This is a genomic window from Spirosoma migulaei (assembly GCF_054776855.1).
Genome location: NZ_BAAHBG010000006.1, coordinates 212,781 through 237,133 on the forward strand (window position 1 = coordinate 212,781; position 24,353 = coordinate 237,133).

At 48.4% G+C, this 24,353-nt stretch carries 16 protein-coding genes; 7 read left to right on the plus strand and 9 right to left on the minus strand.

Annotation, left to right across the window (positions count from 1 at the left end):
- Positions 1-8: 8 nt before the first annotated feature.
- The 3 genes from ACYVGO_RS08970 to ACYVGO_RS08980 all read left to right on the plus strand — a co-directional run bounded on the left by ACYVGO_RS08970 (position 9) and on the right by ACYVGO_RS08980 (position 5,617).
- Positions 9-1,124, plus strand: coding sequence for an FAD:protein FMN transferase (locus tag ACYVGO_RS08970; RefSeq protein ID WP_460968970.1), 1,116 nt, complete (start codon positions 9-11; stop codon positions 1,122-1,124).
- An 80-nt stretch (positions 1,125-1,204) separates the two neighbouring features.
- Entirely contained in the window at positions 1,205-3,793 is a 2,589-nt protein-coding gene (locus ACYVGO_RS08975) for a glycerophosphoryl diester phosphodiesterase (protein WP_460968971.1), read from the plus strand.
- 96 nt (positions 3,794-3,889) lie between these two features.
- On the plus strand, positions 3,890-5,617 hold the full coding sequence (locus ACYVGO_RS08980; protein ID WP_460968972.1) for a sodium:solute symporter family protein: 1,728 nt from the start codon (positions 3,890-3,892) through the stop codon (positions 5,615-5,617).
- On the opposite strand, the gene ACYVGO_RS08985 is transcribed toward ACYVGO_RS08980, so the two are convergent.
- Together ACYVGO_RS08985 and ACYVGO_RS08990 are read right to left on the minus strand one after the other, a co-directional pair.
- Positions 5,573-5,980, minus strand: a complete 408-nt coding sequence (locus tag ACYVGO_RS08985) for a PIN domain-containing protein (RefSeq protein WP_460968973.1) — start codon at positions 5,978-5,980, stop codon at positions 5,573-5,575. The genes ACYVGO_RS08980 and ACYVGO_RS08985 overlap by 45 nt on opposite strands.
- Positions 5,977-6,213, minus strand: a complete 237-nt coding sequence (locus tag ACYVGO_RS08990; RefSeq protein WP_460968974.1) for a hypothetical protein — start codon at positions 6,211-6,213, stop codon at positions 5,977-5,979. Before ACYVGO_RS08990 ends, ACYVGO_RS08985 begins: the two co-directional genes overlap by 4 nt.
- A 68-nt stretch (positions 6,214-6,281) precedes the next feature.
- Here ACYVGO_RS08990 and ACYVGO_RS08995 point away from each other — a divergent pair, with 68 nt between their 5' ends.
- Entirely contained in the window at positions 6,282-8,363 is a 2,082-nt protein-coding gene (locus tag ACYVGO_RS08995; protein ID WP_460968975.1) for a glycoside hydrolase family 2 protein, read from the plus strand.
- The gene (locus ACYVGO_RS09000; protein WP_460968976.1) at positions 8,338-10,617 is read left to right on the plus strand and encodes an FAD-dependent oxidoreductase; all 2,280 of its coding nucleotides are present in this window, start codon (positions 8,338-8,340) and stop codon (positions 10,615-10,617) included. Before ACYVGO_RS08995 ends, ACYVGO_RS09000 begins: the two co-directional genes overlap by 26 nt.
- A 244-nt stretch (positions 10,618-10,861) precedes the next feature.
- Here ACYVGO_RS09000 and ACYVGO_RS09005 read toward each other — a convergent pair whose 3' ends face one another.
- The 6 genes from ACYVGO_RS09005 to ACYVGO_RS09030 form a co-directional block, all read right to left on the minus strand.
- The gene (locus tag ACYVGO_RS09005) at positions 10,862-12,595 is read right to left on the minus strand and encodes a GMC oxidoreductase (RefSeq protein ID WP_460968977.1); all 1,734 of its coding nucleotides are present in this window, start codon (positions 12,593-12,595) and stop codon (positions 10,862-10,864) included.
- Positions 12,596-12,653: 58 nt separating this feature from the next.
- Entirely contained in the window at positions 12,654-13,589 is a 936-nt protein-coding gene (locus ACYVGO_RS09010; RefSeq protein WP_460968978.1) for a CPBP family intramembrane glutamic endopeptidase, read from the minus strand.
- Positions 13,590-13,733: 144 nt separating this feature from the next.
- A complete protein-coding gene (locus ACYVGO_RS09015) occupies positions 13,734-13,955 on the minus strand; it encodes a hypothetical protein (protein WP_460968979.1) in 222 nt (73 codons plus the stop codon).
- Positions 13,956-13,990: 35 nt separating this feature from the next.
- Positions 13,991-19,066 carry a hypothetical protein gene (locus ACYVGO_RS09020; protein ID WP_460968980.1) on the minus strand — a complete coding sequence of 1,692 codons (5,076 nt, stop codon included), beginning with the start codon at positions 19,064-19,066 and terminating at the stop codon, positions 13,991-13,993.
- Positions 19,067-19,105: 39 nt separating this feature from the next.
- Positions 19,106-19,936, minus strand: coding sequence for a 50S ribosomal protein L11 methyltransferase (prmA, locus tag ACYVGO_RS09025; protein WP_142776369.1), 831 nt, complete (start codon positions 19,934-19,936; stop codon positions 19,106-19,108).
- A gap of 67 nt (positions 19,937-20,003) precedes the next feature.
- Positions 20,004-21,359 carry a thioredoxin family protein gene (locus ACYVGO_RS09030; protein ID WP_460968981.1) on the minus strand — a complete coding sequence of 452 codons (1,356 nt, stop codon included), beginning with the start codon at positions 21,357-21,359 and terminating at the stop codon, positions 20,004-20,006.
- Positions 21,360-21,563: 204 nt separating this feature from the next.
- On the opposite strand from ACYVGO_RS09030, the gene ACYVGO_RS09035 reads away from it, so the two are divergent.
- Both ACYVGO_RS09035 and ACYVGO_RS09040 read left to right on the plus strand, forming a co-directional pair.
- Positions 21,564-22,349, plus strand: coding sequence for a cysteine hydrolase family protein (locus tag ACYVGO_RS09035; protein WP_460968982.1), 786 nt, complete (start codon positions 21,564-21,566; stop codon positions 22,347-22,349).
- Between the two features lie 22 nt (positions 22,350-22,371).
- On the plus strand, positions 22,372-23,001 hold the full coding sequence (locus tag ACYVGO_RS09040; protein WP_460968983.1) for an LON peptidase substrate-binding domain-containing protein: 630 nt from the start codon (positions 22,372-22,374) through the stop codon (positions 22,999-23,001).
- Positions 23,002-23,098: 97 nt separating this feature from the next.
- Here the strand turns inward: ACYVGO_RS09040 and ACYVGO_RS09045 are convergent, their stop codons facing one another.
- The gene (locus tag ACYVGO_RS09045; protein ID WP_460968984.1) at positions 23,099-24,250 is read right to left on the minus strand and encodes an AI-2E family transporter; all 1,152 of its coding nucleotides are present in this window, start codon (positions 24,248-24,250) and stop codon (positions 23,099-23,101) included.
- Between the last annotated feature and the right edge of the window lie 103 nt (positions 24,251-24,353).

A 24,353-nucleotide genomic window follows, 5' to 3' on the forward strand; every position in this document is an offset into this window, starting at 1 on the left:
GGAGTGTCATGATTATAGTAAAATGGATCGAGATTGAGTTCGTAACCCTGAAAGGGTGGCATTATTTCACCCTTTCAGGGTTACGAACCAATCTATTTTCTGCTTCCTATAATCATGTCATCCCTTCGGGATTAAAAATTACTAGCCTTACTTATTACTGGCTAATTCTATCTCTCTCTATATCCTCTTTCTCAGCGGCCATGGAGTTGCCAATGGTCAATCTGGAAGGGGAAGCGCAGGGAACAACGTATCATATCAAGTACCGGGATGAGCAGCAGCGTAATCTCAAAAAAGAAATTGATTCGGTCCTTACAACGATTGATAAATGCCTGTCGACCTATCGGGCAGACTCCGAGATTTCGCGGTTCAATCGGTCGGAGAGGCTCCAGTTTGAGTCGCCCTATTTTTATCCGGTCTTGAAAAAATCGGAAGAAGTATTCCGGGCAACCAATGGGGCTTTTGACCCAACCGTCATGCCATTAGTCGAAGCCTACGGGTTTGGTCCTAAAAAAATACGATTACCCGAGCCAGTTAACATTGACTCATTAGTACAACTAGTTGGTTTTCAGAATATTTTATTCGACTCTACATCGATTCGGAAGCTGAAGAAAAATATACGGCTGGATTTCAACGGGATTGCCCAGGGTTACTCGGTCGATGTGGTATCGGAGTTTCTGGAAAGTAGAGGAATCGATCGATACATGGTAGAAATTGGCGGGGAGATTCGTACTAAAGGGAAGAAAGGCGAAGGCCAGGTCTGGACAATCGGGATTGAAAATCCACTTCAGCCCGGAAAAATGCTGACGACTCTGAAACTGGTAAACCGGGCGATGACAACCGCTGGAAATTACCGCAACCACTACGAATCGAATGGCCAGACGTTTAGCCACATCATCAATCCCAAAACGGGGATGATGGAACAAAGTTCGGTGTTGAGCGTAACAGTTTTTGCACCGGATGCGATCACTGCCGATGGATATGATACGGCCTTTTTCGTGATGGGTCTGGACGCCACGAAGCGGTTTCTGTCCACCCGGAAAGACCTGGACGTATACATTGTTTACACTGGGGAGGACGGCCAAACCAGAACATTCATTACCGAAGGATTGAAAAAAGAGCAGTAGCCAATAAATGGATAATGTAAAATGAATAATGGATAACTGGTGACTCCAATTATCTATTGTCCATTAGTTTAAAACCTGATATGAAAAATAAACTAATAGCCACTGTCTATTTGCTGACGCTAAGCGCCTTTGCAAGTTTTAGCTCAACCAATGGACAGACCATTTCACCGCAATTGGCCAACGATCGAATTCGTTTGGTCTGGGCGAAAACGGCCCGTGGCTTTGAAGGAAAGCAGATTCAAGTGAAGAAAGGCGACCGCTGGCTAACCGTTGGGACACCATCCGGCGAAAACACCTTGCTCTATACGGCCGAGAAACCGTCCGATAAGCCGGATACAACATTTAAAGACCTTACTGGTGCTGTTTTCCCCAGCGAAAAATACCATTATCAGCAAGTGCAATGGGCAGAAAGCACCAATCCGGTTTCACTGAACAAAGCCGGTCAGGCCATTCACTTTTTCCCACAGAAAGCAGAACAGACAAGTAAAAACAACCTGACCTTTCGGCAGGAAACAGAGGTTGCTACGATTGTTACCGAGTGGTCGTTAGACCCGAAGTTCGCGTCAGATATTATTGTCAAACAGACGATTACACCCAAGAAAGCGGGTTATTATTCCCTCGCCACTCCAACACTCGCTACAGTTATTGAACAGAATCTGGCCTGGGCAACGGTACCGGGCTATTTTCAGGGGAACAAGCTTCAGCCAAATTTTGCACTGGCGTATGCCTACGGACACGGCATTCCAACCCTGCCCGTTATCTATCGCGAACGGTGCGCCAGTACACTTAGCCCGATGATTACCACCAAAAATGGGGTTACGCTCGCCGTTATTCCCGAACCGGGTCTGGCACGCGATCCCTGGGCAAACGACAAAATCACGCAAATAGACTGGAACATTGGGCTGTCGCACATGAACCGCAAAGCCCAACTGTCTCCAACGCTATATTATCCCGTTTTGGGCGAGCCAAAATCGGCGTTAAAATCGGGCGAGTCGATTAGTTATACCTTCCGATACAGCCTCACTGATGGTGACTGGTTCAAGGCACTGAATCATGCGGTCTACGACATTTATCAGTTCAAGCAATCATTGGCACTGCGGCAAAGCAAACAATCGTTGATCGATCGCATCGAAAAAATGCACCATTACCTGACCGACCCGAAAACATCGTTATGGAACATAGAGGAATTTGAGGGCAAGAAAATCGGGGCGCAATCGTATCTGGGTGGCGTAGTTGGTTCTAACAAAGACGCCATGAAAAACTCCGATTATGGTGCGATGTGGATGCTGGCCAATGCAACGAAAGATCCGCTGCTCACCCAAAACGTGTTGCCCTACGCCGAGAATTTCAAACTCGCCCAGCAGGAAACGGGGAATAGCTTTTTCAAGGGAGCGCCTGAGGGCCAGTATTATCTGGCAAAATCTAAAAAGTTCGTGGAGGAGTGGGGCGAGGTTGTCGAGCCCATTGGCCTCACCTATTACACCATGCTCGACATTGGCAATATGCTGTTGTTCGAGCCTGCCAATGCCGAGTTGAAAGAACGACTGCGCTTCGGTGCCGACCGGCTGTTAACCTGGCAAAAACCGGATGGCAGTTGGGCAGTTGCCTACGATCGACATACAGAAAAGGAAATTTTCAAAGACATTCTGGATGTCAGACCCACATTCTACGGCCTAATTGTGGCCTACCGCATCCTGAAAGAGCCTAAGTATCTCGCAGCAGCCCGAAAAGGGGCCGACTGGTTTCTCAAAAACGCCATTGAAACGGGAAGCTACCTCGGTGTATGTGGCGATGCACGCTACGCACCCGATTTCGCGACGGGCCAATCGGCACAGGCACTGCTGGATTTGTACGATTTAACCAAGGACGCCCGCTACAAAGCGGCTGCTATTATCGCTGCTAAGGTGTATACCACCTCAATTTACACCCACCCAATTGCCAGCCATAAAGCAAAAACCGTAAACGGAACCCCACGCGAAGACTGGGAGATTAGCCAATCGGGGTTGAGTTTTGAACATGGTGGCATTTTCGGTTCAGCGACCCGGAACGGGCCTATTCAACTCTGCAGTCATGCGGGCCTGTTCATTCGGATGTATGGCTTAACCAAGGAGCCCATTTTTGCCGATATGGCTCGGGCGGGTGCCATCGGACGGGATGCGTTTGTCGATCCCAAAACCAGCGTTGCGTCCTACTATTGGCAAACCATGAACCGAGGTGCCGGTCCTTACCCGCACCATGCCTGGTGGCAAATTGGCTGGCTAACCGATTACCTGATGGCCGAAGCCGAATTGCGGTCAGCGGGTAAAGTGACCTTCCCGCGCGGGTTTGTAACGCCAAAAGTTGGACCGCACCAGACCTACGGTTTCAAAGCCGGTACGATTTACGGGCAACCCGCGACCCTATTGATTCAGGAAGGGTTAGTACAACCCGACAGCCCCGTTATCGACTACATGCTGGCGCGATCTGCCGATCAGAAAAAGCTATACGTCGTTCTGCAAAACAATCGGGCGCAGTCAACGAAATCCAAAATACAGATCAATCCGACAGTATTAAAAAAGAGCATTGCAGGTGCCAAGTGGCTTCCCACGAATCAGACGGTTTCTGCCGATGCCCTCTCGATTGAGTTGCCGGGCTTTGGGCAGAGTGTGCTGGAGATTGATTTACAGTAATTTTTTTTGACAGGATTTACAGGATGAACAGGATTTTATTTTTAGATGCCAATCCTGTTCATCCTGTAAATCCTGTCAAAAATTGAACTACACATTATGAATACAACCATCGATACTGCGGTCATTGTCATTTTCTCGGCCTTTGTGCTGGGCATAGGCATGCTGTTTGCCCGAACGGGCCGGAATTTGAAGTCCTTCTTTGCGGGTGGCGAGGCCGTACCCTGGTTCATTGGCGGCTTGTCGCTATTTATGAGCTTCTTCTCGGCGGGTACGTTCGTGGCCTGGGGTTCCATTGCCTACAAACACGGCTGGGTGGCCATCACCATTCAGTGGACCATGTGCATCGGGGCACTGGTAACAGGAATTTACCTGGCTCCGCGCTGGAAACAGACCGGAGCACTGACGGCGGCCGAGTTCATCCGTGCTCGCCTGGGAACGAACGTTCAAAAAGTATACATCTTCATTTTTACGCTGGTTTCGCTGTTCATCAAAGGCTCAGTGCTCTATCCGGTAGCCAAGTTGGTTAGCTCGTCGCTGAATTTACCACTCGTACCCTGCACCATTGGGCTAGGCTTTTTCATGATTGCCTACACGGCGGTTGGCGGATTATGGGCCGTTATGGTTACAGACATTTTACAGTTTGTGGTGCTATCAGCGGCAGTATTTATTCTATTGCCTTTATCGCTTGATCGGGTTGGTGGGTTGGATGGATTCGTGAAAGCAGTGCCCGACGATTTCTTCAACCTTATCAATGGCGAGTACACCATCGGATTTATAGCCGCCTTCGTGATTTATCACATCTGTTACATCGGCGGAAACTGGACGTTTGTGCAACGCTACACCAGCGTCGACAGTCCGAAGTCGGCGCGCAAAGTGGCGTTTCTATTTGCGGGATTGTATCTCATCAGCCCGGTCATCTGGATGATGCCGCCCATGATTTACAAGGCGATCAACCCGTCGCTAACGGGTTTGGATACCGAAAATGCGTATCTCATGATTTGCAAACTCGTGTTGCCACCGGGTCTTCTGGGGCTCATGCTGACGGGTATGTACTTCTCGACATCGGCGAGTGCAAACACCGCGCTGAACGTAGTATCGGCTGTTTTTACCAATGATATTTACAAAGGTCTGATCAATCCGAAAGCGTCTGACAAAAAGCTGATTCGGGTAGCCCGAGGCTCTTCCTGGGTGTTTGGCTTAGGGATGATTGGCATTGCCTTGATGGTGCCCGCAGCGGGCGGCATTGTCGAAGTCGTTCTGAGTATTTCGTCCATTTCGGGCGGGCCACTGCTTGCTCCTCCCCTCTGGGCATTGTTCTCTAAACGCCTGACCAGCCGGGCAACGCTTTGGGTAACGGGTATCGGGCTAACCGTCAATCTGTTCTTCAAAATATTGGCTCCTCTACTGTTAGACTTTAAGCTTACCCGCGGGGCCGAAACCATTATTGGGGTAGGGCTTCCCCTATTGCTTTTACTTGGCTATGAGCTATGGGCACGCTCGAAAGACGTGACAGCCAATGAATACTATCAATACCTGATTGCCCGCCAGCAAAAGCGGGATGATGCCCAGGCCGAATCACCCGAAGAAGCCCTGGCGATACGGAAACAGAATCGGTTTGGGTTACAGGTAATTGCTGGCTCCTTAGTATTCACTGCGCTCATGCTGGGTGGTTTAAGCACATTTGCCGAAGTGGGCGGGGGTATTACGGCCTGTCTTGGTGGCGTCATTCTGCTGGCAGCATTGATTCCCTATCGGGCTTCACAGCGCGTTCAGTTAGGGTCAGAACCGCAGCAAATCGAGAAACTCATCAATACGGATAACTGATAAGCGGGGAAATTCGATGTCACGAAGAATAGAAAAATGTCGGTCCTCGGAGACTAAATGGTCAGCGTTTGCCACTAAAGCGCAGTCCACATATTTGTTGTCGTCAGGATCATTATGCATTAAGCCCCATTCAAAATATATGGGCTGTAATGAGCAGTTTTCTAACGAAAGCAAAAGTTTAATGACGTTATCGGCAATTGCTGGGGAGGTTTTTTCGGCTAGTTTTTCGTGGTATTCCAACAAAATATCCGTACTCACAACCAAGTCAAACTTACCAGCTTTTAAGGCGTCAAAAATTGGTCGATATGGCGACGCAACAGGAAGCGAAATCAATAACACATTAATGTCCAGTACAATTCTCATTGAACAGTACGGCTACGCATGTGCTCATTTTTCCAGCCCTCAATGGTTTGCTCGTTCCAACCCTTTTCCTGCCATAACTGATTCATTTCATCATCAATTTTTTTGGCAAAGTAATCAGCCAGCAAAAGCCGAATTTCCGTCAATTCTGTGTCGGAAACGGCATAGGGATACAACTTCAGTAGTTCCATCTGAAGGTTGCTCAATTTCGAGGGTATTGATTGCGAAGTTGCCATACTGTACTTCTTTTTCACAAATATAAAATAAAGCTTAGCGAATTTATGAGCGAGCCATTCTTAACCACATGACATATACAAGAAACTGTTTACTAGTTCTTTTGATTTTGGGACTACTCACAACGAGTTTCGCCCAATACACTATTCGCGACCCCAAAGCCATCCCGCTTCATGGTCAATGGTCATTTGCGATGGACCCACAGGAAGTTGGCGAAAAGGCTAACTGGTATCGGGAAGGAGCGCCATTGGGCCACTGGGATAACGTAACGGTTCCGCACTGTTTCTCGGTCGATCCCCGGTATCAGTTTTATACCGGAACGGTCTGGTATCGCCGGACTTTCCCCTGGCAACCAAGCGCTGGGAAACGTGTACTACTTCATCTCGACGCTTCGTATTACAAGACAACAATCTGGATCAATAATCAGAAAGTGGGTACGCACGAAGGCGGTTATACCCCCTTTCAATTCGATATAACCAGCTATTTAAAGACGAAACAGGCCGACGGTTCCGATAATACAATCGCCATTTCGGTCAATAATAATACCTGGGGAGTGGGCACGGTTCCGGGCGGAAAAGATAACAACGAACCCAACGATCCGTTTCCGGGCTGGATAAATTATGGTGGTCTTATCCGCCCCATCTACCTGACCGTTGAGCCAGATGTCTACGTCGAAAATGTAAAAACGGAAGCGATGCCGGACCGGGACGCCGGACCGCTAGCCAAAGGCACAGCAACTCTAAAAATTAAAACCCTGATTCGGAATGCGAGTGGGCAGGCCGTTACGCCAAAACTGGCGTTTCGGGTGGAGCAAAATGGCAAACCCATTACGCTAATCTGGAAGCAGCAGTCCAGCAACATAGCGGCTAACCAAACAGCCGTACTTGAAGCCGAAACCGTTCTAAAAACGACCGATGTAAAGTTGTGGAGCATCGACCAGCCAACCTTGTATGACTTAGAGGTAGTAGTCGCCACAGATACAGTCCGAACCCATTTCGGGATTCGTAAAGTGGAGGTTCGCGACACACAGATACTGCTAAATGGGCAACCCATTAAAGTAGCGGGTGGCAATCGCGTGGTCGATCATCCCGGCTTGGGGTCACTGGAGCCCGATTGGCTGGTGGAGAAAGATATGCGGCTAATGAAAGAAGCCGGTATGGAGCTTCACCGATTAACGCACTATACGCCATCTGAAGCCATTTACGATTGGGCCGACCGCAACGGCATGCTGATTATCAGCGAAGCCGGTAACTGGCAACTGACCCCAAGACAAATGGACAACGATACCATCCGCACAAAATTCCGTCAGCAGTTTCGGGAGATGGCTGAGCGTGACTGGAATCACCCCTGTGTGATTGCGTACAGCGTTGGCAATGAATACCTCTCCGAACAACCAGCCGGGCAACGCTGGACCAAAGACATGATTGCCTACGCCCGCGAACTCGACCCAACACGCCTGTACACCTTCGCGTCGATGCGGCTGAATACATTACCAAAAAAGCCTGAAGATGAGGCCAGTCAATACTGCGATTTCATTTCGACCAATACGTACGGCAATCACCTCAATATCCTGAAACATATCCATTCACTTTACCCTGACAAGCCTATTTTCATCAGCGAATATGGTACGCGTGCTGATGGTAAAGATGGCGAAGCGGGTCAGGTTACACACCTTGAGAAGTTCCTCTCCGATATTCGGCAACTGCCTTATGTGGTTGGGGCTTCGTGGTGGTCGTTTAACGATTATCTGAGTCGGCATAATGGTACGAATGCCGATGGCACTCGCCCATGGGGGCTGGTCCGGTGGGATCGATCAAAGCGGCCACTCTACCAAACGCATCAGAACGGCATGGCCCCCGTTACGGTTGAGAAAATCAGTTGGGAAATGGGTACCGAGGGTGTGCATACCTTAAAATTGCGCGTAACCGCCCGAAAGGATTTCCCGGCGTATGCCCTCAAAAAATACTCCTTAAAAACAAATACCAGAACTATTCCTATCCCTGACCTTCAACCTGGCCAACAGGCCGATTTAAGCATTCCCGTGCGTGGTTTCGACAAAACACTATCTGTGGAAGTCATGAAGCCAACCGGATTTTCTATTCTCATCCAAACGATTGATTTAACGAATGATACGCGAACAAGCAGCCGATAAACGAACGCTGAAAACCATTCGCCATGATGCCGACCTGATTGTTGTTGGCGGAGGCCTGTCGGGCGTTTGCTGCGCCATTACGGCTGCCCGGGCGGGTATCCGGGTAGTGCTGGTACAGGACCGACCCGTACTGGGCGGCAACTCATCGTCCGAAGTTCGACTATGGGTATTGGGGGCCACCTCACACATGGGCAACAATAACCGCTGGGCACGCGAAGGCGGGGTTATCGATGAATTATTGCTCGAAAACCTGTACCGCAACCCGGAAGGTAACCCACTGATTTTCGACACCATATTGCTGGAGAAAGTAGTACTGGAGCCCAACATCACGCTGCTGTTGAACACCGTAGTGTACGAAGTGGAGAAATCAAACGCCGAGACGATTAGCGGCCTCAAAGCCTTTTGTAGTCAGAACAGTACGGCCTACGATCTGGTAGCGCCACTTTTCTGCGATGCCTCGGGCGATGGCATTGTCGGGTTTCAGGCGGGTGCTGCCTTCCGAATGGGGGCCGAACGGCATGAGGAGTTCGGGGAAAAGTTTGCCCCGACGGAAGAATATGGCGAATTACTCGGTCACTCTCTTTACTTCTACACCAAAGATACCGGTCGACCGGTTCGTTTTGTTCCGCCAGCTTATGCGCTGGATGATATCACCAAAATACCGCGTTATAAACGCTTCAATGCGCAGGAGTACGGTTGTCAACTCTGGTGGATTGAGTATGGTGGTCGATTAGACACGGTTCATGATACCGAAACCATTAAGTGGGAGCTTTGGAAAGTCGTGTACGGTGTCTGGAATTACATCAAGAATTCCGGGCAATTTCCCGAAGCCGAAACCATGACACTCGAATGGATTGGGCAGATTCCCGGCAAGCGCGAGAGTCGCCGGTTCGAAGGTGATTACATGCTAACCCAACAGGACGTCGTTGAGCAACGAACGCATCCCGATGCCGTAGCCTTCGGTGGCTGGTCGATTGACTTACACCCCGCCGACGGTATTTTCTCGGAGAAACCGGGTTGTAATCAGTGGCACAGCAAGGGTATTTACCAGATTCCTTTCCGCTCGCTGTACAGCCATAACATAACCAATCTTTTCCTGGCCGGACGCATTATCAGTGCTTCACACGTTGCATTTGGGTCGTCCCGAGTAATGGCTACGGGCGCTCACGTTGCACAGGCTGTAGGTATGGCGGCTGCGGTTGCTACGCGCAATCACCTGCTACCCCGCGACCTGACGGAGCCTATGCACATCCGTGTGTTACAGCAGGAGTTACTGAAAGCGGGTCAGCATATTCCAGGTATTGAACTTCAGGATGATGATGACCTCACGCAACAGGCAAAATTGTCGGCTTCCAGCGAATTTGTCCTGAGTGATCTACCGCCCGATGGCCCTCTACTCCCACTGACCTCTTCAGCGGCTCAGATGTTGCCGCTGCCGATTGGTCCTGTTCCACAAATAACCGCTTTCGTGACCGCCGATCAGGATACAATGTTAACCGTTGAGCTACGACGAAGCAGCAAACCATTTAACCATACGCCCGATGTAACGCTGGAAACATTGAGCATCCCGGTACGCAAGGGTAAACAGGAACTGAACCTGCCGTTTACAAGCCAGCTTTCGGAGTCGCAATATGTGTTTGTCATGTTCATAAAAAACGAACACATTCATTTGCAATACAGCCAGTTGCGCATTACGGGTGTTCTTTCGGTCTTTAATAAGATTAACCCGGCGGTTTCGAACTATGGCAAACAGGAGCCAACCGAGGATATTGGTGTGGATACGTTCGAATTCTGGTGTCCTGAACGTCGGCCTGCCGGTCATAATATTGCCCTTCGGATTCAACCAGGCATTCGGGTGTTTAGTCCAGCAAACGTTCGAAACGGGATTCAGCGGCCTACGAATCAGCCCAATGCCTGGGTAGCTGACGTTCGCGACGCGAATCCCACGCTAACGCTGAACTGGCCTACCCGACAAAAAATCAGCCGTGTGGAACTCCGCTTCGACACCGACTTCGACCACCCACTGGAAACGGTCATCATGATTCACCCTGAAACCATCGGCCCGTTCTGCGTGCAGGAATACGTTGTGTGTAACGACCAGCAGGAGCGTATTTTCCATCAGGCACATAATCATCAGACCAACAACACCATCCGGTTCGAGCAGCCGATTGAAACAAGTAGCTTGACGATTCATTTAAAGAAAAAAGATGGGTTGGCACCGGCTTCGCTGATGGAAGTGCGTTGTCATGTATAGCCTAGCACAGTAGTAGATTCTCTGGATTCTGATTGTTAATTCAACAGAGAAACTACTTAGACTTTTACTTTTATAGAAAATCTAGGTTGATTTTTGTCATCCCGACTTTAGGAGGGATCTCAAGCTTGACTATGACGAAACTTGAGATCCCTCCTAAAGTCGGGATGACAAAAATCAATCCGGTTTCAATAGAAATAAGAAAGTTTAAATAGCTACAGAATCAAAAAATCCAGAGAATCTAAATTTACAAATCCCCCCGTTTCAACGCCTTTACCGCATAGTCTGCCGCTCGGGCCGATAAGGCCATGTAAGTTAATGACGGATTCTGGCAGGGCGATGACGTCATAGCCGCTCCGTCGGTGCAGAACACATTTTTAACTATATGGTGCTGGTTAAATTTATTGAAGACCGAATTCTTCGGGCTGGTTCCCATACGGGCCGTGCCCATTTCGTGGATGCTTAGGCCCGGATGCGCCTGTGCATCAAACCCTTTTATATTCGAAAATCCCGACTTCTCCAGCATTTGCACAGCCTGATCGTGGGCATCTTTCCGCATAAGGGTTTCGTTTTCCCGGTAGTGAACGTCCATTTTCAGGACGGGCTGTCCCCATTTGTCCTTGATTTCATCGGTCAAATAAACCCGGTTGTCTTCGTAGGGCATGCACTCGCCAAAAGCATCGAGGGTAATTTTCCAGGTACCAAACTGTGTGGCTTTCTCCTTGAAGTCGGCGCCGAAGCCTTCTTCATGGTAGGCATGATCCCAGTTTTCGCGGTTGGTGTACACCTCAAAGCCGTAGCCCCGCCTGAAAGCCTGTTTCTCCTGATTCGGTAGGTTTCGGAAGCGTGGGATGTATAATCCTGCCGGATGTCGTCCGTAGTAGTATTTATCTAAATCGTGGTCATAATCGGCGGTGGAACCTACATGAAAATGGTGATCCATCAGATTGCGGCCCAATTGCCCACTATCGTCCATGCCGTTCGGAAACCGCTTCGACTTGGAGTTCATCAAAATATAAGTCGAACCCAGCGCCGATGCATTCAGGAAAATAATGCTGGCCTGAAACTCATGCCATTGGTGTGTTTGCTCATCAATCACCCGAACACCCGTTGCCCGGCCTGTCTTTTCATCATAGATAATTGAATTGACAATTGAATGCGGTCGAACCGTAAGCCGTTTAGTCCGGCGGGCAGCGGGTAAGGTGGCCGATTGGGTACTGAAATAAGCGCCATACGGACAGCCCCGCATGCACAGGTTTCGATACTGGCACTTCGCCCGGCCCAGGTTCATTTGCTCCTGCGTAGGTGCTGTTAAATGAGCGGCCCGTGCCGAAATCACTTTCCGATCGGGGAAGCCTTTATTCACCGTCTGGCGAAAATGCGCTTCTACGCAGTTGTCAGGCATGGCAGGTTGAAACTGGCCATCAGGCAGATGCGGCAACCCGTCGCGGGTTCCAGCAATTCCAGCAAATTTCTCCACATAGTCGTACCAGGGCGCAATGTCTTTATACCGAATAGGCCAGTCGGTGGCGATACCCTCTTTGGCATTCGCTTCAAAATCAAGATCCGAAAAGCGAAACGAATAGCGCCCCCACATCAATGACTTCCCGCCTACCTGATAGCCGCGAATCCAGTCGAACGGTTTTTCTTCGACGTACGGATTTTCCAGATCGTTCACGAAATACTGGTGAGTCGCTTCGGTGATGGAGAACCCCGTCCGATTTTGCACTGGATATTGTTTCAGCAACTCCAAGGGCATAGCCTGATTATGGTGCGGAAAATCCCACGGATTCATGGTGGCCGTGTGGTAATCCGTGACATGCTCAACCATTCGCCCTCGTTCGAGAAGCAGAACGTTGAGTCCTTTTTCGCAAAGCTCCTTTGCTGACCAGCCTCCGCTAATTCCTGAGCCAACGACAATGGCATCGAATTTTTTGCCGGATGGAATGGGAGGTTGTGCGGAAGTTTTAGAGTGGCTCATGCTATTTAAACGCAAAGGGCGCCAAGGTAAGCGCAAAGAACGCAGAGTTTTTTTACACTTACCGGTTAGCTCCCTGCAAAAAGGCGGCAATTTCCATGCCCCAGGCAATGCCGATGTGAATAAGCAATCCGCCCCAGATGCTTCGGGTGCTTAGTGCTAACACACCGAGTAAATAGCCACCGAATATGGATGAGATGGCTTCTCCCAATGGCCGTCCAAAGTGAATGGAGCAATACCAGATAACCATTGGCAATACCGCTCCGTGTCCGAGCACGCGGCTCATACCAATCACGAGAAAGCCCCGAAACAGTAGCTCCGTTGGCACAAAATCCCAGCCGTAACAGAGTTCATACACAAGCGCAGTTACCCACTCAGGCACGCCGAAAAACTCATTGGCATTGGTATCGTGATAGGTTGGGTACGATTGCAGAAAATCCGGCTGAAACGATGCCAACGTGATAAGTGGAATCATCAGTGCCAGCATGATTGCATAAAGTACGAGGCCCTTACGCTTTGGGGCCATGCCATAGAAACTACTTGGGTAGGGCTCGGCAAATTTGTAGAACAGATATAATGGCAATACAATTGTGAGCACGGATTGCAGATTGTGCAGACAGTAATAGGCAAACACATAAATCTGCCCATCAAACAGCTGCCGACTCCACTCGCTGTGGCCGTAAAATCCAGCATAAATTGAATAGGAAATCAGCGCAACTCCACTCCGAAGCCAGAAATCCCGACTTCGCCAGACATCGGCCCGATTGTGGAAGTGCGTCCAGAGCCAGACACTGACGTAGTAAGCTGTGGCGTATAAGCAGAAATATAAAACACGCCAGACGGGTTTTCCCTGAAACGAATCGATGTACGAATCTTCGAGATCAAGGTAAAAATTGACGATGAGCAGCAACGCGGCCCAGGCAGCGGTTGCCAGATAAAGATCAAGCCTAAAATCAATGCGGAGATGATTACGCAGGTCGTGCCAGAGAGCTTTCACGTAGACTTTATAGCGGTGGGGGATCGTTTTTTGTCATTCCGACGAAGGAGGAATCTCAAGTTTTGCAATAGTCAAGCTTAAGATTCCTCCTTCGTCGGAATGACAAAACGCCATTTATAGGAAAGTTACACGGTCATCTTAATCTTATAACTCATCTAACAACTCTCTAGCCGATTTCAATTTAATTTTCCCCTGTTGGTGAAGCTCCACCTGCTCCAGAGACTCTTTTAAGTCATTAATCCATTCCTGTTGCTCAGGCGTGAATGATTTGGCCTTCACACGTGGTTCAGCCTTAAACTTTAGGTTCTGCACTAACTCCATGAAGAATTCAACCTTGTTATCTGGCACTTTCACTAAAATGTCCATAGCATGTTCCGTTTGTCGTAACAAATAAACAGAAATCAGAATCCTTCTTTCTCCGCTTCCTTGTCTTTTTTCTTTTCGTCTTTCTTTTTCTCCTCTTTCACGACCTTCTGCCCCGGCTGGACCTTTGGTTTTGGAGCAGGTTTTGCTTTGGTTTTATATTGATCGAGGTAGCGATCTACGAAGAGCGTTTTTTCATCAACTGTAGCGGGTACCACTTCCAGTGTAGCTTTGGCGGAGTTTTTAGAACCGGCGATTAGTCGGTCGTTGATATCCTGCTCTGAGGTAACAATGGCCAATTGGCCTAAAGCGGTTGGCGAGTTCCCTGGCTTATAGTCGTAAAATACCCACACATCGGGCGAGGCTTCGAGGTAAATACTGGCCTCATCCCCGTTACCAGTCTTTCTGATTTCGACAAAACCATCCATCTGGGCATTAATATCCGTTGCCATGATATTCGATACACCCAGCCGACCAGTGCTGTAGAACGCATTGTACTTCGTAGACCAGCGTAGATTAGCATTCGCCAACACGAGCATCGCATTCAATTTAGGAGATGCCAGATTAAGCGCCACATGCTGGTTCTGCGCTTTCACCCGGTACGTCTCCACTGCTTGCAAACCAATCAAAGGCAATAGCTTATCAGACAGACGGTTTAGGTCGTCGTCAGCCGCTTCGTCGTTTTTCTCTTCCTGATTTGCTTTAACGAGTTTATCTGAGATAAGACCGTTAATTGGATCAGGTACGGGAAAGGCGAAAGTCAACAACGTGTTGAATCGATATTGGCTACTGTCAATATTAATCCGCGCCGATCCAGCCGAAAGCAGGTACTCATGCGGGGCCGAATTCATCAGGTTCATCTTGCCTTTGAAGGTCATCACTCCGCGTGCGTCATTGAACGTGAATGCATTTTCTACTTCATCTTCTACGGCAGCAACTGCGGCTGTGCTATCAGGCTTAGCGCTGTCGGTTTTCGTACTATCTGTTGTAGGAGCGGCAACATCCGGCTGGCTAGCCGATGGCTCACTTCCTTTTGACGCTATCCGATATACTTTATCTTTCTCATCGTAGCGCATGATTCCCATTGCCGAAAAAAGATCATCGTCTTTCGAATCTTCTTTAGGCGACAGGAATGTTGGATACAGCCCTGCACCGCCCAACCGGAAATGAATCCCGGCAACTAGTGGCTGCGCTCCCTCGTTCTTAAGATTTTTATCTACCTTAATTTCAAGCCGCTCAGCAACTTTCTCTTTAAATGGAATCCAGCCCCCAACCAGATCCTGCCGTTTTTTCAGGGCCGGTTTAATAAAGCCGTCCATAGCCAGATCGCGGGAAGGTGCCTGCATGGCAATAGTCCCTTTAAACAGCATTTTTGGAGCCAGTTGCAGGTTATCATCTTCGTCAACCTCGGCTCGGGCAACCGTGAAATAGGTTGTTACGGGCTTAGCTGTATTATTCCTTTTGCTGCGTGCGGCAGCACGACCTGTTTTCTTGGCATCGGCGGTCAATGAAGGCGCTTCAGGCTTGGTAGAGGCAACGATGGGCGCTTCTTTCAACTCAAAACTACCCATTTTGATGCTGGCTGTATCGCCCTTGGCGGTGGCAAACTGATAAGTAGCATCGCCCGCAAAACGGGTTCGGGAAAGCACCTGAATGTTCCCGTTTTTGAGTCGGTGAAATAGGTTGATTGTATCCAGTTCCAGTTTGGCATTTTTGAGTGGCATCATCTCGCCATTGCGTCGGATGGATACCAGCCCTTTGTCGGGATAAATCCGGGCATCGGCCGACGTTATATAGGGTACGCCACTGATGCTCAGGGTTCGCTTTTCGGAGTCGTACAAAGCTGCCGAACCGTTGAACGTTAGCCCTTCCTGTTCCTCAGCGGTGGCCGTAAAGGTTGATGTTTTCACATCGCCCTTCATAGCAATGGTTTTAGCGTTCACATTCCACTGAGCCCGGTTAATACTTGTTTTATAGGCTGCAAATGGAAACTCTATGCTAGCCTGCATGGTATCGCCGATAGTTTCTTTTTTGTTGATCGCTAAGCCGACAATGCCTTTTACCTGGTTAAAGTCTACATCGACATCATTACCCAGCAGAACTGGTTTGCCGGCTGGTGTTCCAGGAGTTTCTATAGCCGAAACAATCTTAAACTGAGCACTACTGGCAAGGAACCCCTCTTTATTGAATTTAATATTATTGGAGGCCGTTTCAGAATCTCTCCGGCGGAGGGTTCCATTCCCGAACAATCCAGACGAGCGGAGCACGATACTACCCTCGAGATTAGTTGTTGCGTTGTAGAAATTGAAGTTATTCTTCTGCGTCGTAATAACCATGCTATCCAGCTTAGGCCACCATTTCAGACTGAAATTATTCACCTGCACCTGGGGGAAATAGCCTTTCCCAACAAGGCCTTCCTTGATCTCCCCTTTTTCGCCCGAAGCCAGCAGCGAATCGGTCATGAACAAAATACCCTTGGTGTTCAAGCTGGCCGTCATATGGTTCAAGACGCCCTCGGCCCGAAGTCCGCTCTTGTCCATGGTCAACTCGCCCGTAAACTTCACTGTCGAAGGGGCTGTGCCTTTCTTACCCGCATAAACGGGGTAGCCGGTTATCGGCGCTTTATGCGTGAATCCTAACGTGTTGTCTGGCATCGTGACAAGCTGGGCTTTGAAGGGCGGGAAAATACCATCGGAGTAGAATGTACCTACGAAGGCAATGTCGCCCTTACCAAGGCTGTCGTTGTCAATAGCCGGGATTTTAAAATAGACTTTCTGATTGTAGGTGATATCGCCCCGAACTGGCTGGTTAAAATACACCGTCATGCCTTCGGGCATCACTAAGCGCTGGGTGGTTTTCTTGCCCGCAACCTGACCCGATTTGTTATCGGAACTAGCCAGATAAACCGTTCCTGGATTCTCGTATTTAATATCACCCCCAATTTCGCCCTCTTTACCCTGAGCCGCCAGTTTCTGCGACGAGAAGGTAATGGAATCAATCTTGTTAAGATTCATCGAGAACTTGTCGTAATTAAACTTCAAGTCGCGACCAGCGTAACGCAATGTGCCCGCTTTAAGCTGGCCATTGAGCGTAAAATCGCGTCCTTTGCCTACGCGTAATATTTTGTCGGATGGATAGCCGAATACTTTGAGCGAGTCAGACAGAGTAAACCGGTTAACCCCCCGGATGGTCAGAATTTTGTCGTCGAGATTGATACTTGCATTCTTGATGCTATCATTGGAGGCAAAGACCGACTGCACCTGGAAGTTATCATAGTCACTTTTCTTTGCATAGGCCAGCACATACAAGAGTCCTTTCTGGCTTAACCGCATCTCTTGCGTTGTTGGATTGCGAGTGATATACCCTTCCAGCACCATCCGATTCAGCGAACCCCGAAGGGATACAGGATTGACATTTTTGGCAAACTGGGTTATATCGTCGTCGTAGAAGGTGCGTTGCTTTTTGGTTGATACGAAATTAGCCACGATTTGCAGGGGGTGAAATCCGTAATCAACTGTTAAGTCAGCGTACCGTTGGGGCTGAAAATAATCGAACGACTCGAAGCGCACGGGTACTTCCCGTTTGGCACCAACCTGATAGAAATCGACCTTTCGGCGGGGTAAATCCCAACGTACGACTTCGGGCAGAATGTAAAACTTGTGGTACGAATCAGCGTAGGGAACGCGCGCGTAATCGGTTCGCTGTTCGCGGTCGAGCCAGGCAATCCGCTGTTTTTTATCGTACCGAAATAGTACGGATGGGTGGGTGATGGAATCGGCATCGACATAGCCAATAAAGGAAGCTGAGGTCGCCGAAATTGTTGGACGTATGGCCTTCGCGGCCACAGTCGACTTTACAGGTTCGGTTGTATTAAACCCCGACTGCGCTAAGCCTGCCTGCGTTGAGTCAGATACAACACCGTTTGCCGATGTTGTATCACTCATGTTGAAATCGAACCGGCGGCTAGTGGCTTTAAAGGCAGGTTTGCCGTTGTATTTAACGGTTAGTTGAGCGGGTTGTCCACTTGCCGATGCCCCAACCATTTGTGTTCCCGATAGTGCTAACCCACCCCGATAGTCAATATCTGGTCCAAGATCAGGCAGTTTAACGTCGTTTTGCCACGACATAAAGCGTGGATAGGTGGTCGGTCCTCCTTTTTTCTTGCTGACGTATTCAAATACCCCTTTAATGGGCTTGGCAGGTCCGTAGGTCAACGTAACGTCATCGGCCTGTAGACGAGGGTTCATTGTTGTGAGCGCGTATTCGCTCAGAGTCACGAAAATATCAGGTCGCCCGGCGGTTGCCCAGGTGAACTTGCCGCCTTGGCCAACCAGGATGCCGTCTTTGAGCATCAAATCCCCACTGGTATTTGCTAAAACTGCCGAATCCCCATTCGCAACGATTGCCAGTGTTACGTCTTTTAGAGTAATAAGCGCTCCTGAAATCGTTGGAATGAATCGACGCTGCGGAATGTACTGAGGGCCTAACTGGCGCGGTTGTGTTGAGTCAGCAGAGGCTGGTGTATCCCAACCATCGAAGCGAGACCGATCGGCGGCCGCTTTAGCCGCTGCTATGGAGTCGGCAGGGGTTTGAACAGCGCCGGGCTCAACAGGTTTCAAGGGCTCAACGTAACGTAGCTGAAACGTACCGCCAACTGCATGGAGTTTGTTGTAGTTACTAGCATAGAGTTCGTGCCGTTCCATAAATCGCCGAACCGTTTCTAGACTACGCGCAAACGCTTTCGGATCGTTCGCGTCGAATAGTTTCTCGGCAATGGTGAGCAAGCCATCTACATTAGTAGCAGGCTGTTGCTGGGCTGTCAGGTAGAGCGATTCATAAAACGGCGTAAAGTGCGTAGCCGCTGGAAGCCGTTTCTGGTTCATCTTCCGACTCAGTACCATTACCCGCTCCTGCTGTTGTGCGGACAGACGATTCTCGGACCAGAGTGCCTGTAGGTTCGTTCCAGCCCGAACGGCCACAGGCCCACCCGTTGCCATCAGTTTCTGCACATCGGCCATAAACTGATCCGGCTTATCAGAAAGTCGAACCGCCTGACCGAACGAAACGGTCGTGGTTATCAGCGTTATTATCAGGCTATAATAAATACGATTCATATCCAGCAACTGACTTGAGGAAGACTGTTGGGCCTCAAATCAGGATTTATAAAATGACAAAGAAGTCCATTGATTCGTAGTTGCCCGCTTGAGTAAGTTCAATCCGGCTTCTACAGCTTTCTGTTCAATATCTGGCGCGTCGTTTTCGTAAAAACCACTTACAACAAGATACCCATTATTCGTCAATAAATTTGTGTAGGAAGGAATTTCAGCCAGCAATATATTCCGGTTGATGTTGGCGAGTACAATATCATATTGGGTCGTCGGGTCAACATCAGCAATCGTCCCCTGAAACACCGTAGTCTTCGGACAGTTGTTTAGCTCAGCGTTTTCGCGGGCATTTTCAACGGCCCACTCTTCAATATCGAAAGCCAGTACCGTTTGGGCTCCCATTTTCTCGGCCAGAATCGCCAGAATTCCGGTACCACTTCCTACGTCAAGCACTGTTTTCCCTACAAAATCAAGGCCAAGCTGTTGTTCCAGCATCATGGCGGTGGTTTCATGGTGACCCGTACCGAACGACATTTTAGGATTGATGACAATGTCGTAACGAAACCGGGCATCCGACTCGTGGAAGGATGCCCGGACCCGGACTTGGTTCGCCACCTCTATCGGCTCATAATCACGTTCCCACTCGGCGTTCCAGTTTCGTTTCTCTAACGAACTAACTTCATAGGCTATTGCGGTCTGACCAGCGTATTTAGCAATCAATTCCTGTATAGCCTCTTCATTGAAGTTCGGTTCAGTTATATACGCATTCAGGCCTTCATCTGTTTCAACGAAGGACTCATAACCAAGTTCGGCCAGTTCGGCAGTCAGAATATCGGTATAATCGGGCGACAAGCGCAGTTGGAGTTCACTATAATTCATACCTCAAAGTAACGAAAAAGGGTAAGCCATTTGGCCTACCCCGGTAGAAACTTAACGCGTAATTTATTTATAGCGTGCCATTTTTCATTTTGTTCAGTGTTGCCTCCAGCGAAGTAGACATTGGTGTACCTCTATCCTTTTCTTTTTTAACGGCTTTTGTTTGCCATTCCAAAGCCTCTTCTTTTCGCCCAAGCCAGTACAGAATATGCGCATACGTATCCATCAGGCTTCCATCTTCCCGATACTCCAGCGTACGCTTTGACCAGGTTAGCGCTTTGTTAAGATAGACCGAGTCACGCGTTAGCTCCTGAAAATCCCAGGCGGCCTGGTTCAGTGCACTTACAAACCGTTGCGTATTAGGAAAGGCCATCGTCGTAATTACCTGACCGTTAAGCGGAGCCTTAGTAACAGCTCCAGTAGGCTGAGTGAATTCACCCCGCATCCGACGCTGGTGATCTAGCTCGTCTAGTTTCTGAACAGAGTCAACCCGGGCCGTCATAAACTGCTTGTCATAATAGTCTGATGCCAGCCTCAGGTATTGAAGCGTGTCCTGAATGCCTCGATAATAGCGCATCATAACCCACTCTCGGGCTGCTAGTCCATTTTTGGTATCGTTCTGGTACGTTCGTTGCCGGAATATGGCCGTCCGCTCAGCCAAGGATACATTCTTTTCTTTGATTGCCTTCCGAAGTGAGTTATTGACAATGCGATTATTTAGCTCAACGGCTTTGTTCCAGCCAACGGCTTTATAAAGGCTATCCGTTTTGGCGTAATTGCGTCTGAATACAAAATCAGCTTTACTATCTACTACAGGTCCTTGTTCAAAAATAAACCGAAGCACCTGGCCAGACTGTAGAGAATCAGCGGGTAGACTCATAAGGTACGCATCTAACGGCTCGTTTGTCGATAAACCCATTTCGCGTAAGCGATCAATGTACGTTCGCATGAATTGGGGGGAGCGTTCGCCTTGGGCATACGCTTCCGTCAACGATTTTAACGGCTGCTCTTTGTTCTTTGTAAGGGCCTCTTCCGCTTTTTCCAGATAAAGCCGGTCAAAACTGGTGCTACCACAATAGCGGACAAGCGGGTTTTCATCGGCATCCATAAATAGCGATGATGGTATGCACTCAACGTCTAATTTTTCGGCAAGCTCTTTACCAATCCCGGTTGTTCCATCGGTTCGAAAACTAATAAAATGCATCGCGAATTTCTCCCGCACGAGTGGACTGGTAAATGCCGTAGATGCAACGTCGGTACAGGCCCCACAACTCGGCCTGTCGAAATGCAGGAACAGCAGTTTCTTCTCTTTTTTTGCTTTCTTTAAGGCATCATCCCAAGTACCTTTCTCAAAAACAATGCCTTGCGCCAATAAAAGCTGAGGTATCAATGCAAACAAAAGCAGGAATGGATAGCGTAATTTCATACGATGTATGGTATGGTGCGAGAGTTGAGTGTATGCATGGAAACATGGTCTACAAATCAACAATCCAAACAACACAATTACAAGTTAATCATCTTTAGAATATATTAATAAGTGCGATATAAAACGCATCAATTAGCTAATACTAGATCCTTTAAACAGTGTTTCTTTGTTTATCGGCTTTAGTGTATTTCTTCTCTATTCATTATGACAAACGCCTTTCTGATAATTGATGCCCAATACGATTTCTGTGATCCAGATGGTGCCTTATTTGTGCCAGGTGCCGAGCAGGACGTTGATCGAATAGCAACCCTCATCAAGCAACATGCTACCCAGATTGACCATATTGTTGTTACGCTCGATACACATCATGTATTAGACATTGCCCATCCCTTATTCTGGCAGGATGTCTCAGGCAATCATCCAGAACCATTTACGCAAATCACTGGTGCCGATATTGATGCAGGTCGATGGATACCACGTTTTTCGACTGAGAAAGCAAAACAGTACGTTCATGACCTTGAAGCCGACGGACAGTTTACTCATTTCATCTGGCCTGAACACTGTTTGGTTGGCTCCCGTGGGGCAGCCTTGCACGACACCTTATTCGGTGCGCTGAAGAATTGGTCAGGCCAGCGAGACCTCGATTATGTAGCCGTACAGAAAGGGTTGTACCCTTTATCAGAACACTTCGGTATTTTTCGGGCGCAGGTGCCCGATCCGGCGATTCCTGAAACTCAACTCAATACGGCTCTTATTGCCGATTTGGTGCGCTTTGATAACGTTTACCTAATGGGAGAAGCCAAATCTCACTGTGTGGCAAATAGCCTCAAACAGTTGCTGGATTTTGCACCCGAACTTGTTCCGAAACTGGTTGTCGTGACTGATTGTATGTCGGATGTTACAGGGTTAGGCTATCTGGCCGATCCTATTTATGCCGAAGCCCACGCCCGAAACGTTCGTTTTGTGGAATCAGGCGGGGTTTTCAACTAAAAACCCGTACCTTTTCGGCGTTATGGAAAAGACGCTCTCCCTATTTCCTCTCAACCTGATTGTTTATCCTGGCGAGGATCTGAATCTTCATATTTTCGAACCGCGCTATCGCCAGCTTATCAATGAGTGCCTGGAGGAAGAACGCACATTTGGCATTCCAGCCTTTATTAATAATAAACTTCCCGGTTATGGTACCGAGATGCACGTGACAACGCTGCATAAACGCTACCCCGATGGACGAATGGACATTAAATCAAAGGGGCTGGGTGTTTTTCGATTAGTAAATTTTGAGAACCCGGTACCCGGAAAGCTTTACGCTGGTGGTGAGGTGGAATTAGTTGAACCCGGCGACGGGTACAGTGCGCATGCGTCGGCCCTGGCCGAGCGACTGGAGCGATTATATGGACTACTACAAATTGAAACAGACTATAAATCGACAGTAGAAAACCTATCGTATAAAGTTGCCCATAAGGTTGGGCTATCGGTAGAGCAGGAATATGAACTACTTACCCTGGAAACTGAAGCTGAACGTCAGCTTTTTCTGATCCAGCACCTAAATACCGTATTGCCCGTAGTATCGGATATGGAGCGCACAAAACAGCGTATCCGCATGAACGGCCATTTCAAAAATCTTGACCCGCTTAATTTTTAGGGATTAGTGGAGTAAGTTTAGTAAGTGTAGTAGGTGAAGTGAGTGTAGAGGTCCTGTATGTGCAATTCACTTTACCTACTCCACCAATTTCACTAACTTAATTCTTCTCTTCAATTTTCCCGATTTTCTTGGCTCGTTTCGGTAGCTGTTCAGCAAGTTCCTGTAAATTTTTTATTGGCGGGCGTGGTTTTTCAGCTTCGCCGATTAGAAATCCGTAGGGTTTGAGTGAGTCGACCTCATCGAAAATAACTTTTAGAATCGCGGTTAATGGTAGGGCTAAAACCAAGCCGGGAAGACCCCAGATGTTTTCCCACAAAATGAGGACTACAATGGCTGCCAACGGATTAATACTGACTTTAGAGCCAATAATGTAGGGGGTAATAAAGTTACCTTCCAGCGTTTGTACGAACAGAAAAACACCAATTACACCCAATGCTTTGAGTGGATTGTCCTGCGTAACTAAGGTGTAGGCAGCGGGTAATAAAGAGCCCATTGAAAGACCAAAGTAGGGAATCAACACTAAGCAGGCTCCGAAGAATCCGAAAAAAATAGCATAGTCCACCCCTAGAATGAGCAGGCCAACGGTCATGAGGGTACCAATGATCAGAATAACCAGCACCAGACCCGCCAGATAATCTTTTACGACTTCGTAAATTCCTTTCATTACACTATCAATCTTGGACCGGCGTAAATCACTGAAGGCTTTATAAAAGAACGACCGGAAGAAATCGCGATAGAGCAAAAAGAAGAAGGAAAAAATCAACACCAGAAATAGATTGGTAATGATGTTGGTTGTAGCCAATAGGGTTGAGGTCAGGATAGTGCCGCCTTCTGCCAGGCCCTGACTGAGGTATTTTTTTACTTCAGTTACCTGACGTTGTCGATTTATATTTAAGCGTTTATCGGCAAAGGTTTGTATTCTGTCGATGTATTCATTACCTCGTTGAGCGAATTTGGGAAGAACTTCAGCAAAGCTGCTGATCTGTACTGAAATGCCATAGAACAAACCTGTTAGTATAGCCAGGGATAATAATAAGCAGAGGACAATTGCTAGTACCCGTGGTACTTTCCAGTTTTCGAACCTTTGCACCAGCGGAAATAGCAGAACAGCAAATAAAATGGCAAATACCAGAGGAATAAGCAGCCCCTCCAGCACATGAAGGCCATAAACGATAATAACTAATGAAAGCAGTACGCAGGCAAGTTTTGCATAGGAAGGTAATTGAACCTCCGGAAAGCGATTATTCATAGTGGCAGGTAATAACCGATGATGGCTTATTGTTATTGGTAGCATTCGGTTAGATTCCCTACCTAGCCAACCATCTACCCTAGGCTTTAGTTTGGGTAATTAA

Excerpts from the sequence above, each read along its gene's own strand:
- prmA (WP_142776369.1), bottom strand. The coding sequence starts at position 19,936 with ATGAATTATAGTGAACTCCAACTGCGCTTGTCGCCCGATTATACCGAT.
- ACYVGO_RS08990 (WP_460968974.1), bottom strand. The coding sequence starts at position 6,213 with ATGGCAACTTCGCAATCAATACCCTCGAAATTGAGCAACCTTCAGATG.
- ACYVGO_RS09035 (WP_460968982.1), top strand. The coding sequence starts at position 21,564 with ATGACAAACGCCTTTCTGATAATTGATGCCCAATACGATTTCTGTGAT.
- ACYVGO_RS09020 (WP_460968980.1), bottom strand. The coding sequence starts at position 19,066 with ATGAATCGTATTTATTATAGCCTGATAATAACGCTGATAACCACGACC.
- ACYVGO_RS08985 (WP_460968973.1), bottom strand. The coding sequence starts at position 5,980 with ATGAGAATTGTACTGGACATTAATGTGTTATTGATTTCGCTTCCTGTT.
- ACYVGO_RS09045 (WP_460968984.1), bottom strand. The coding sequence starts at position 24,250 with ATGAATAATCGCTTTCCGGAGGTTCAATTACCTTCCTATGCAAAACTT.
- ACYVGO_RS08980 (WP_460968972.1), top strand. The coding sequence starts at position 3,890 with ATGAATACAACCATCGATACTGCGGTCATTGTCATTTTCTCGGCCTTT.
- ACYVGO_RS08975 (WP_460968971.1), top strand. The coding sequence starts at position 1,205 with ATGAAAAATAAACTAATAGCCACTGTCTATTTGCTGACGCTAAGCGCC.
- ACYVGO_RS09005 (WP_460968977.1), bottom strand. The coding sequence starts at position 12,595 with ATGAGCCACTCTAAAACTTCCGCACAACCTCCCATTCCATCCGGCAAA.
- ACYVGO_RS08995 (WP_460968975.1), top strand. The coding sequence starts at position 6,282 with ATGACATATACAAGAAACTGTTTACTAGTTCTTTTGATTTTGGGACTA.
- ACYVGO_RS09015 (WP_460968979.1), bottom strand. The coding sequence starts at position 13,955 with ATGGACATTTTAGTGAAAGTGCCAGATAACAAGGTTGAATTCTTCATG.
- ACYVGO_RS09000 (WP_460968976.1), top strand. The coding sequence starts at position 8,338 with ATGATACGCGAACAAGCAGCCGATAAACGAACGCTGAAAACCATTCGC.
- ACYVGO_RS09030 (WP_460968981.1), bottom strand. The coding sequence starts at position 21,359 with ATGAAATTACGCTATCCATTCCTGCTTTTGTTTGCATTGATACCTCAG.
- ACYVGO_RS09040 (WP_460968983.1), top strand. The coding sequence starts at position 22,372 with ATGGAAAAGACGCTCTCCCTATTTCCTCTCAACCTGATTGTTTATCCT.
- ACYVGO_RS08970 (WP_460968970.1), top strand. The coding sequence starts at position 9 with ATGATTATAGTAAAATGGATCGAGATTGAGTTCGTAACCCTGAAAGGG.